Genomic DNA, 11,283 nt, shown 5'->3' on the forward strand with positions numbered 1-11,283 from the left:
TTTTATATCCTTATATTGACTATTTTTCTTCCCATAATATATGCTCCGGCAAACAATGCTATTACAAATATTTTTACCATTACCGAAAAAGCTGTATTTGCCGCCGCAGACATTGTTCCCATTCCGCTTAATGTAATCATTATTACAAGCGGCATTACCATCATGATATTTAATTCATTTTCCTTTTCTGTAAGCATGGTTTTTATTTCCATCTCTATCTCTATCTTATCATTTATTATTTTTCTACTGTCCCACACAACCTGCTTTATATCTCCACCCTGTCTAAGTCCCGACTCAAATGTGGATGCAAAGCTTTCCACATCATCAAGTCCGCATCTTTTTGCAAAGTCCTTTAAAAGATCCTCAATGATTATATTATTAGTCATACCTGCTATTATTATTCTGGTTTCATTTACAATATCCGACTTTTCACCGTATAGGCTTAATAAGTCCTGATAGCTTTCCGCAAAGGCTTCCATAGTATTCTTTCCCGATGAATATGATGTTGTAAGTGCCTCCAGCAAATCTCTGAATTCTATAAGCAAGTCTCTTTTCCTTTTTTCTTTACGATATTTGCGATAAAGGCGTATAGCAGGTATTCCGCAAAAAGCTCCTACTATTGCCGAGATTATCATTATTCTAAAAAATATCATAATTACCACAAATCCCGGCACAAAACCTATTAAATAACCTATGATATAATCCTTCCAAGTCATATGATATATATTATAATCATCCGCATTTCCCATAAGTCCGTGATTCTCATTATATGTATTTGCACTTTTCTTTAAAAAATCAAACATCAGATAACTCCTTTATAGCCCATAAGTTTCAGCTTATATGTGTTTTTTAATGGATTTTTTGTTCTTTTAAGCTCCCCTATTACATTGTCCATAGTACTCTCCTCGCTCTCTTCAAATACATACAAAGGATTTAGCTCTATCTCTCCGTCTTTTATTCCCATAACTTCGGATATCTCCATAGTCTTTCTGCTATGATCTCTAAGTCTTGATAAATGTATTATGATGTCTACAGCTGAGGATATCTGCTGTCTTATAGCTTCAAGCGGCAAGCCCTCAGCTCCCATAAGTACCATGGTTTCAAGTCTGCTAAGCATATCTTTAGTAGAATTGGCATGTCCTGTAGAGAGTGAACCGTCATGACCTGTATTCATTGCCTGTAACATATCCAAAGTTTCGGCACCTCTTACCTCTCCGACTATTATCCTCTCAGGTCTCATTCTAAGAGATGTCCTTATAAGATCTCTTATAGTTATCATACCTTTTCCTGTGGAATTGGAGTTTCGAGTTTCCATTTTTACCAGATTTTCTATACCGGCTATTTGAAGTTCAGCCGAGTCCTCTATTGTAATTACTCTTTCATTTTTGGGAATATAATTAGACAGTGCATTAAGAAATGTTGTTTTACCGCTTCCGGTTCCTCCGCTTATAAAAATATTGTATTTTGCTTTTACCAATGTTTCTAAAACCTTGGCTATCTTTGGTGTAATGGATTTATATTTTATGAGTTGTTCCACCGTCATAGGTGTTTTTGAGAATTTACGAATTGTTAGAGTTGGTCCTTTTAATGCTATCGGCGGTAATACTACGCTTACTCTTGAGCCGTCCGGCAATCTTGTATCCACTATCGGGTTTGACTGATTTACTTCTCTGCCGGCTCTGCCTACAATACGCTGTATTATATCTTCAAGTTTTCTTTGGTTTTCAAAGCTTTGATTCAGCCTTTTAATCTTTCCGTTCTTTTCAATGAAGATTTCATCAGTGCCGTTTATCATAACCTCCGTGATATCATCATCCTTTATGATCATATCCAAGAGCCCAAGCCCTCTTATTGATGAATATAATTCATCTGCTAAATTTACTCTTTCATGTATGGGAATATAAAGACTTCCTAATTGCTCACCGACCAGCTTTTCAATCTTTGTATAAAGCTCATCATCTTTTAATCTGCTTAAATCGAAATATTTAGAAATGTATTCTCTGGATTGATATAGAAATGCTTTGCGTTCCAAATCGTTCATCTTGCTCTCCTTTAAACATAATCAATAATTATATCTAATGATATCTAAATAATGCCCACAATTTGTAACAAAGTTTATGGCACGATTATATCGGTCATAATTCTTGCTGTCAATATAGCTTTCTTAAGTTTGTGAATGTTTTTTTCTATGCCGTTTTTTCTTTGTAGGTATTGCATAAAATCAGTCACTATTTTTATTAGTATCCTACAAGGAATCCCCTTTTCTCCATAAGAAAATCTTAATAATTTTCGGCATATATTAGTTTAAGGCAGAAGTGATTATACTTACACGTACAGTCATTTTTATATAAAATTTATCAATAGAATATAATCTGTATACATAAAAATACGGGCTGAAAATCAACCCGCAAAAAACTTATAAAAAATTTAAATATATTTATTTTTACTGAGAACTTAATCTATGATAAAACTGTCTATACCCTCTTTATCTCAAATCTGAAAGACTCGTATTCTTCCTTTATTCTAGGAAGCACAAGACCTCCACTCATCCATACCTTTCCTCTTCTCTTTTCTTCTACTATCTTATAATAAGCATTTTCATCAAGACCTCTTGGATAGATATAGATATTTGACTCATTTGCCTCCACGCTTTGTACCACAACGCTTAAAAGACCTAATGATTTATCCTTTGATAAGAGCTGCCACGCAGTAACTCTGCTCTTATCATACGGGCTTGTAAGTCTATAATAATCTCCCTCGTGTATAAGCTCATCATATTTTAGATAATCCTTCACCTGAGCTTTTACCATCTTTTGCTCTGTCTTTGAAACCTTGTTCAGGTCAAGCTCATATCCGAAGGTTCCTCCCATAGCCACAGTTGCTCTGGTCTCAAAAGGTGTTTTTCTCATTGTCTGATGATTGGGTGATGCGGATACATGTGCACCTGCACTGCCTATTGGATATGCAAATGAGCTGCCGTATTGAATCTTTAATCTTTCGATGGCATCCGTATCATCACTTAACCATATCTGCGGATGATAGTAAAGCATTCCAAGATCATATCTTCCTCCACCGCCTGAGCATCCCTCAAACATAATATTCGGATATTTTCGGGTAAGCTCACCCAGCAAATCATACAGCCCCAGTACATATCTGTAATGAAATTCTCCCATACTCTCAGCCGCTAAATTAGAGGAATATACAGCCGACAGACTCCTGTTCATATCCCATTTGATATATTCGATATTTGCATTGTCAAGGATTTTTACCATCATATCCCTTATATAATCTCTCACATCTTTTCTGGTAAAATCCAGTACGAACTGCTCCCTTCCCTTAGTGCCTTTTCTGTTTGGCACTCTTATCATAAAGTCAGGATGTTCTCTGTAAAGCTTTGTATCCTCATTTATCATCTCAGGCTCAAACCAGATGCCAAGCTTCATATCTATCGCATTGATGCGTTCTGCAAGCTCTTTTAATGATGAACCGAGCTTCTTTTCATTGACATACCAATCTCCAAGCCCCTTTGTATCATCATATCTTTCACCAAACCATCCGTCGTCCATTACAAGCATCTCTATACCAAGGCTCTTTGCCTTTGAGGCTATATCAAATATCTTGTCTGCATCAAAATCAAAATATGTCGCCTCCCAGTTATTTATAAGTATAGGTCTGTGCTTATGTACAAACTCGCCTCTTTGCAGATTGTTTCTGACAGCATCATGGAATGAATGTGTCATTTTCTCAAATCCGCCGTTAGAATATGTAAATACAGCCTCAGGAAGTACCAGCTCATCACCTGCCTTTAACACATAACTAAACTGTTCGGGATGCAGCCCTGCCACAAGTCTTGTCTGATTTACCTGGTCTACTTCGGTCTCTATTATAAATGAACCGCTATATACAAGGGCAAACCCTATACATTCACCATATATTTCGGTAGTATCTTTTTTTGCAAGAATTACAAAGGGATTTTGCTGATGGCTTGATGTACCTCTTTTACTCTCAAGCACCAGCTTACCATGAGCAAGAGGACTCCTCTCAAATTCTCTTTCCATCGCATGCTTTCCGTGGAAATGCACAAGTTCAAAATCACCGTCAAGCATATCAATGCATGCGGATAATGCCTTTTTTATTTTAAGAACATTATCTGAGGTATTTACTATTCTCACCGACCTTGTGATAATATCATATTTTTCTAAAACTCCGTATAAAAGTTCTACCCTGATACCGCTTACTTTGTCTATAAGATTTACCTTTAAGCTCTCTCCCCCTTCTTTTTCCCAGAAAAATGCCGGCAGCCCTTTAAGTTCGTATTTTCCCTTACTTATCTTATGAGAATCATACTTTAAATCAACTACATTTGTTCCGTCCTGATTTATCACCTGAATACAGTCCGCTCTGTAATCCCCATTGCCAAAAGTCGAGTATTCCTGCGGCAATACATCAAGCGAATAGCTTCTGTCCATTGTTTCATACGGATTTCCGCAAAACCCTCTGTCCATATTGCTGATACGATAAGACATATCTTCATTATCCTCTATCCTCTCGCCATACCATGTATGCAAAAGATAGCCGAGCTCATCAATCTTCATTTGATATGATGTATTCTTTGTTGTAATTGTAATCAGATTTTTATTTGCTTTTATAGACATAAACACCTCTAATTTTTATAATTTTCCTCCCGATGTTGCTATACCCTCCACGAACTGCTTTTGGAATATCAGATATAGAATAATCATCGGAATACATGCCAGTAATGAAGCCGCCATCAGCTGCGGATAGTTATTTGTATACTGCCCCTGCATTTTCGCAAGTGCCGCAGATAGAGGCATTATATTTTTATTTACAATCATCGGCCACATCAAATCCTTATATGCAAATACCGCCGTAAAAATACCAAGAGCAATCATTCCCGAGCGAACAAGCGGCATCATAATTAGAAGGAATGTCTGTCCGATATTACATCCGTCTATTCTTGCCGCCTCCTCAAGATCTCTTGGAAGTGACATAAATGCCTGTCTTAGCAAAAATGTACCGAAGGCGGATACAAGCCCCGGAAATATAAGTGCAAAAACAGTATCGAGCATTCCTATCTTACTTACCATCAGATACTGTGGAATTATAAATATCTGACTCGGCACCATCATTTGAAAAAGTACCAGTCCGAAGCATAATGTTTTCCCCGGAAAATCAAGTCTTGCCAGTGCATAGCCTGCAATAGTTGATGTAATCACTGCAAAAAACACTCTGCCGATTATCAACAAAAATGTATTAAGATATAGTTTCATAAAGTTCATATTGTTGATAACTTCATTAAAATTGGATGTAATCCACTTTGCAGGAAATATAGTAAAAGGATTTACACTTGTTGATTCCGTTACGGTTTTAAAAGCTGTAAGTGCCATCCATGCAAATGGAACAATCATAGTTATGGACACAATAATCAGTATCACATGGATTAAAATCTTGTTTAATTTCATATCTCCTCCTAATTATAATGAACCCATTTTTTCTGTGCCAACATCTGTATTACAGTTATAAATATAACAATTATCAAAAGAATTACCACAACTGCCGCTCCCATACCCTTATCATGGTTTCTAAAAGCATACTGGTAGAATAAAAATACTAATGACTGAGTTTTTGGCAGTGCCGGACTATTCCTGTCCATCACCATATATATAAGGTCAAATACCATAAATCCTCCGATAACTCTGGTGATGGTTACAAAAAATATAGTGGGTGAGAGCAGCGGTATTGTAATATTAAAGAACTGATGTATTCCGCTTGCACCGTCAAGGCTTGATGCTTCGTAATAATCACTTGGTATCTCCTGCAATCCCGAAATAAAAAGAATCATATTATAACCTATTATTGACCATATACCTATAACCGCAATAGAATATACCGCCAAGTTGGGATCTGAAATCCAGTTTACCTTTATGTGGAAAATATTATTTATAAGTCCGAATTCCGAATTGTAAAGCCATCTCCACACCATTGCAACCGCTGCAGGCGCTGCTACCATAGGTAAAAAGAAAATAGTACGATAAATACCTCTACCCTTTATTTTACCGTTTAAAAATACTGCAAGCACCAAAGCTATAGCTATAGAAAAAGGAACTTCCACTATTGCATATTTAAATGTGTTTAATATTGCCTGCCATATCTCTGTACCTTTAAAAAGTTTTATATAATTCCCGAATCCTACAAACTTGTTTCCTTTACCGAAATCTCCGGTTTTAAAAAAGCTTTGATAAATTGTTCTAAATGTAGGATATATATTAAGTACCAATAGTCCTAAGACTGTCGGAAACATAAATGCCCATCCCCATCTTAGCTCACTTTTTTGTCTTGGTGACATCTTTAATCTACTCATACACTCTCCTTATTATAGTGCTGATTTATCCTCAGTGTAATACTGATAATTTACTCATACCCTAAAGTATCCTTTTAATTTTCTTATACGAGGAATACATTTACCGGCTATAATAAAGAGCCGCTACAGATGTAGCAGCTCATGGTTAATCACAACTATTACTCCTGTGACAATAGCTCATTCATATCGGATGCAGCCTTCTTACATGCCTCTTCCATGCTTACTTTATTGCTCCATGCCTCTACCAGATTTTTTGTATTTTGATTTTCCCAGACTACTGTTGCTCTTGAATGTGGTCTGATTACAATATCACTGTCATTTAACATTGTTAAATATGCCTGAAGATTAAACTTATCTGTATTCTCCTTCCAAATATCCGATACTCCCTCATAAGCAGCCATTGTAACACCGAGTTTAGCCTGTTTTTCCTGATTTTCCTTTGTGGAGAACCACTCTATAAGCTTCCATGCAGCCTCCGGATTCTTTGTACCTGCATTGGCAGCCCAACCAAGACCGTTATAAAGACTTACTCTCTTTCCTGTTGTTGCATCCTTTGGAAGTACAGCTACATCACAGTTTGCAACCAGATATTCATTCTCCTTAAAAGGCGCAACCATCCATGAACCCTGTGGCAACATTGCAATCTTACCTGACTGTAAAAGTACATCTGTACCCGTTTCAGACATTACTGTAGCATCAGGCATTGCGTCCTTTCTAAGCTTGTCTACAAATTCCATTGCCTTTAATGTATTGGGATCATCCATTCCTGATGATTTCATATCATCTGAAATAACCTTGCCGCCCATTGAATAAACTATATTATACCAGCCGTCCTGATTGTTTGAAGGATTCATGGCTGTACCGTACTGACTTCCGTCAGGCTTTGTAAGCTTTACAGCCGCATCATAGTAATCATCCCATGTCCAGTTCTCATCAGGATATGCCACTCCCGCCTCATCAAACATTGTCTTATTATACCAAAGTGCTATTGTATCCACATCCTTTGGTATAGCATAGGTTTTACCGTCATTTACATATAATTCTTTAATATCCTTCGGGAATTTATCCATCTCCAGCTTATCACTTGATGCTATCTTATCGGTCAAGTCCATAAGGATGTCATTTTCCATGTATTTTTGTGATTCATTGGAGTGCATCCAGAATACATCCGGCATATCACCTCCTGAAGCACCCGCCTCAAGTAATGTCCAATACTGATCCCAGGTAATTACCTGAAGTTCCGCCTGATATCCTGTTTCTGCGGTAAAATCGTTTATAATCTCCTGCAATCCGGGTTTTTGTCCATTATCCCATATAGCAACTGTAATCTTACTTCCGTCTCCACTGTTTTGTGAAGCGGCTGCTGATGTTTCGCCATTTTGTGAAGCATTTCCGGCTGTTGTTTCATTATTTGAAGAGCCACATGCCGCCAAAGATAATGCCATTATTGAAGATATTGCCAAACCAAATATTTTTTTCTTAATCATTTTAAGTCCTCCCTCAAAATTTATGGTTTTATGATAATATATTTTTTTTGACTTGGCATTTCAAAATGTTATATAATTTTGTTAAAATGTAATTAGTTTCATCTTTTTTGTCTGTATCTTATGATGTTTCATAACACCAATAATATGTTTTCACTCTTATCATATCTATGATGTTTTATTTTTCATATTATTCATACTTAAAAATATATTTAAAACCAACTTTTCTCATTGCAATTCAAGGCTCAACAAAATAAAATATAATTATATCTGTAGTAAAATATCTGCTATATATGGAGGATTATGAAGAGTATAAACTTTAAACTTTTTAATGACCGTACCTTCTCTGATTGCCTTATAAATTTTGCCGGCTATGAACAATGCAAACCCGGACACAGCTTCGGTCCGGCTATAAGACCTTGTTATATAATACATTATATATTAAGCGGAAGGGGTAAGTTTTTTTGTTCTGATGTAGAATATGATTTAAAAGAAAACACCGCATTTTTAATAGAGCCTACCTCAATGACATTTTATCAGGCTGATTTTGAAAAGCCATGGCATTATCTTTGGATAGGCTTTAAGGGAGAAAAAGTTCCCGAGATATTAAGGAGAATGGGAATAAGTTCAGACAACCCTATTTTGCATGGAGAAAAAAACAATCTTATCTCCATTACTGAAGATATATTGGCTACCGATTCAAGCGGTTTAAAGGAGGAATTAAAGAGGCAGTCCTTATTATACTACTTTTTAAGTTCTCTCTGCCCTGATACTATGTACTCAGAATCCATCAGACAATCAACCGAGCTAAAAAACAATGATTATTTGGTAAGAGCTATAGAATTTATACAGAATAATTTTTATCATCCTATAGGTGTAAATGATGTATCTTCACATCTTGGCATCAGCAGAAATTATCTTTTTACACTTTTTAAAAACAGCATGGGACATTCTCCTTCGGAATTTTTGACTTACTGTAAGCTGAACAAGGCATGCCATCTGCTTGATGACTCCGCCCTGTCTATTGAAAATGTCGCCTATTCATGTGGCTATGAATCCTTATCCGTTTTCTCAAAAGCTTTTAAGCATAAATACGGGCTTACTCCATCCGCCTACAGAAAATTAAAATACGAAAATGATACCATGTCGGATCTTGAATTTAATCGGTTTATAAAGAGAATAGATAAATAACAATTTTAGACTAATCATTACTTAAGTTTTATTCATAAAAAATCAACTTGAATTAATTTTTATATCTTGTATACTATATATATGATATCTCCGTGATGGGGGCTATATGTAATTTATAAGAATTGCATATTGCTCCCATCTATTTTTTGTTATAATTTTTAATAATTATGAAAATAAATCTCTCTTGGTTTTGATATACTGAAATTGACTTAATGAAACCTTTAAGTAATCTTTAAAAATCTAAAATCCTGCACTGCTATACCTTCTAAAAGGTAGTATTTTTATGCTTTCAGATTTTTTAAAAAGTAATTTTCTTATTTTTTGTTTTCGTATACGATTTCCTATGAATATTACTTTGGAGTCTTTATTTTCTTCATCCAAAAGAATAGAATATCTTCCTCCGGCCACATCAAATGTGATACTGCCCTCTTTTAATGAAATACTGCCCTTGGCATGGATTATATCTCCATATCCTCCCCTGAGCACATTTTCCATAAAACATACAAACTCTCCGATACTACCGACAGTTACATTTGATAAAGAAAAAGTATCCAAATTTACATTTATGTCATCGGAGTTTTCCTCTATTTTGCGGCTGCCGTCCAAATAAGTACAAAGAATTTCATTCCACCACTCAAAATGATATTCCATATAATGTCTGTCAGTAACTACTGCTTTAGGATCAATACTTTTTACTTCATTTATTATTACTTTTCTTTCCTCAGTAGATAAATTCTCAGTCTTTGAAAGAATTACCTGCCCGGCACTTTTTATCTGGGACCTGAATATATCCGGAAACTCATTGCCATAGCTCCTCATCCCCTCTGTATCTAAAATACACAGAGGAGACAGTAGCTTGATCTTTTCATACTCTATCCTTTTAAGATTCTTGATTATATTTCCAAGGTTTGCCACCCCCGTGGGTTCCATCACTAAATAATCAGGTGAAATAGTATTTGCAATTGTCAAAACCGACTCTGCAAAATCCTTCTTGGTAGAGCAGCAGATGCATCCTTCGGTCAGTTCCCAAATATTTATAGTCGAATCCTGTAACCTTTCACCGTCTATACCGAGGTCTGAATATTCATTTTCCAAAATTGCAAACTCTTTACCGGTCTTTTCCGAAAGAGCCTTTATAAATGTAGTCTTACCTGCCCCTAAAAAGCCTGATACAATCAAGATATCCATAAAATTAATCTTCTATTTTAATTACAGGCTTAATCAAATCATCCGGCTTATCTCTCATTAAGAAAATCATTTCCTCCTAGCCTAAAAATCTTTCTGTCCACATAAGATGTGATACCCTATGAGATCATTTTTTATGTTCTTATGGACATATTCTTTGTTAAATAATTAACCATATAATAGCAAAGTTGAATAATAAAATCAATAGATTTATACTATTATTTTTTATTCTATACTATTTTAGTACAATTTGATGCTGAAAACCATTTGAATACTTACTTCTGTAAGGACTATGAAATCTGCTTTTTATAGTAAATTTTTTATAATAAAAAACAGGCTACATCTCTGCCTGCATTCTTGATATATATTAGACATCTTACTTTTAAAAGGTATTTTTAGACCAGTATTAGACATTTAAATACACCTGGAAACGTCTACTTTTAACTGCAAATAAAAAAGGCTTAAACCCTTATTAATCAAGGATTTGAGCCATATTTTAAACTGCCGCAGACCGGAATCGAACCGGTACGGGTATTTCTACCCACGGGATTTTAAGTCCCGGGCGTCTGCCTGTTCCGCCACTACGGCATAAAAAGCGACCCGAATCGGACTCGAACCGACGACCTCCGCCGTGACAGGGCGGCGCTCTAACCAACTGAGCCATCGGGCCATATTTTAAAGATATAAAATCTTAGCTCCCTGAGTAGGACTCGAACCTACGACACTGCGGTTAACAGCCGCATGCTCTACCGACTGAGCTATCAAGGAATATTGCCCTTAGAAAACTAAGGGCAGTGGAGCTTCAGGGACTCGAACCCGGGACCGATCGGTTATGAGCCGATTGCTCTAACCAACTGAGCTAAAGCTCCAAAAAAGGCTTTCGCCATGACCCCAACGAGATTTGAACTCGTGTTACCGCCGTGAAAGGGCGATGTCTTAACCGCTTGACCATGGGGCCGAATACTGTGATATTCTACTCTTTAGAGAGCAAAATGTCAAGAGATTTTTGAAGAAAATGTATCTTCAAAACTGCCTACCAAA

8 protein-coding genes and 5 tRNA genes are annotated in these 11,283 nt (G+C 36.1%); 1 reads left to right on the forward strand and 12 read right to left on the reverse strand.

The window, feature by feature from the left end; all coding sequences use genetic code 11:
* Positions 1-2: 2 nt before the first annotated feature.
* From J4O15_RS13795 to J4O15_RS13820, 6 genes are all read right to left on the reverse strand, one after another.
* Positions 3-803, reverse strand: a complete 801-nt coding sequence (locus J4O15_RS13795; protein WP_009219195.1) for a type II secretion system F family protein — start codon at positions 801-803, stop codon at positions 3-5.
* The gene (locus tag J4O15_RS13800; protein WP_208101161.1) at positions 803-2,041 is read right to left on the reverse strand and encodes a CpaF family protein; all 1,239 of its coding nucleotides are present in this window, start codon (positions 2,039-2,041) and stop codon (positions 803-805) included. Before J4O15_RS13800 ends, J4O15_RS13795 begins: the two co-directional genes overlap by 1 nt.
* A gap of 433 nt (positions 2,042-2,474) precedes the next feature.
* The gene (locus tag J4O15_RS13805; protein ID WP_208101162.1) at positions 2,475-4,655 is read right to left on the reverse strand and encodes an alpha-galactosidase; all 2,181 of its coding nucleotides are present in this window, start codon (positions 4,653-4,655) and stop codon (positions 2,475-2,477) included.
* Between the two features lie 15 nt (positions 4,656-4,670).
* Complete coding sequence (locus J4O15_RS13810) at positions 4,671-5,483, reverse strand: carbohydrate ABC transporter permease (RefSeq protein ID WP_009219198.1); 813 nt, start codon at positions 5,481-5,483, stop codon at positions 4,671-4,673.
* A gap of 8 nt (positions 5,484-5,491) precedes the next feature.
* Entirely contained in the window at positions 5,492-6,382 is an 891-nt protein-coding gene (locus tag J4O15_RS13815) for a carbohydrate ABC transporter permease (protein ID WP_208101163.1), read from the reverse strand.
* Between the two features lie 158 nt (positions 6,383-6,540).
* On the reverse strand, positions 6,541-7,869 hold the full coding sequence (locus J4O15_RS13820; protein WP_208101164.1) for an ABC transporter substrate-binding protein: 1,329 nt from the start codon (positions 7,867-7,869) through the stop codon (positions 6,541-6,543).
* A 300-nt stretch (positions 7,870-8,169) separates the two neighbouring features.
* Between J4O15_RS13820 and J4O15_RS13825 the strand changes: the two genes are divergently transcribed.
* A complete protein-coding gene (locus tag J4O15_RS13825; RefSeq protein ID WP_208101165.1) occupies positions 8,170-9,057 on the forward strand; it encodes an AraC family transcriptional regulator in 888 nt (295 codons plus the stop codon).
* 240 nt (positions 9,058-9,297) lie between these two features.
* Here J4O15_RS13825 and J4O15_RS13830 read toward each other — a convergent pair whose 3' ends face one another.
* The 6 genes from J4O15_RS13830 to J4O15_RS13855 all read right to left on the reverse strand — a co-directional run bounded on the left by J4O15_RS13830 (position 9,298) and on the right by J4O15_RS13855 (position 11,200).
* Positions 9,298-10,245: a GTP-binding protein gene (locus J4O15_RS13830; RefSeq protein WP_208101166.1), complete on the reverse strand. Its 948-nt coding sequence runs from the start codon at positions 10,243-10,245 to the stop codon at positions 9,298-9,300.
* 499 nt (positions 10,246-10,744) lie between these two features.
* Positions 10,745-10,830: transfer RNA gene (locus J4O15_RS13835), tRNA-Leu, on the reverse strand.
* 8 nt (positions 10,831-10,838) lie between these two features.
* A tRNA-Asp gene (locus J4O15_RS13840) sits at positions 10,839-10,912 on the reverse strand.
* Positions 10,913-10,937: 25 nt separating this feature from the next.
* Positions 10,938-11,010, reverse strand: a tRNA-Asn gene (locus J4O15_RS13845).
* 27 nt (positions 11,011-11,037) lie between these two features.
* A tRNA-Ile gene (locus tag J4O15_RS13850) sits at positions 11,038-11,111 on the reverse strand.
* Positions 11,112-11,128: 17 nt separating this feature from the next.
* Positions 11,129-11,200 (reverse strand) — tRNA-Glu (locus J4O15_RS13855).
* Positions 11,201-11,283: the final 83 nt, after the last annotated feature.

The sequence above is a fragment of the Lachnoanaerobaculum sp. Marseille-Q4761 genome (assembly GCF_017565785.1).
Taxonomy (GTDB): Bacteria; Bacillota; Clostridia; order Lachnospirales; family Lachnospiraceae; genus Lachnoanaerobaculum.

Bases quoted from the DNA above. Each gene is read 5' to 3' on its own strand.
- J4O15_RS13815 (WP_208101163.1), bottom strand. From the start codon at position 6,382: ATGAGTAGATTAAAGATGTCACCAAGACAAAAAAGTGAGCTAAGATGG.
- J4O15_RS13805 (WP_208101162.1), bottom strand. From the start codon at position 4,655: ATGTCTATAAAAGCAAATAAAAATCTGATTACAATTACAACAAAGAAT.
- J4O15_RS13825 (WP_208101165.1), top strand. From the start codon at position 8,170: ATGAAGAGTATAAACTTTAAACTTTTTAATGACCGTACCTTCTCTGAT.
- J4O15_RS13800 (WP_208101161.1), bottom strand. From the start codon at position 2,041: ATGAACGATTTGGAACGCAAAGCATTTCTATATCAATCCAGAGAATAC.
- J4O15_RS13795 (WP_009219195.1), bottom strand. From the start codon at position 803: ATGTTTGATTTTTTAAAGAAAAGTGCAAATACATATAATGAGAATCAC.
- J4O15_RS13830 (WP_208101166.1), bottom strand. From the start codon at position 10,245: ATGGATATCTTGATTGTATCAGGCTTTTTAGGGGCAGGTAAGACTACA.
- J4O15_RS13810 (WP_009219198.1), bottom strand. From the start codon at position 5,483: ATGAAATTAAACAAGATTTTAATCCATGTGATACTGATTATTGTGTCC.
- J4O15_RS13820 (WP_208101164.1), bottom strand. From the start codon at position 7,869: ATGATTAAGAAAAAAATATTTGGTTTGGCAATATCTTCAATAATGGCA.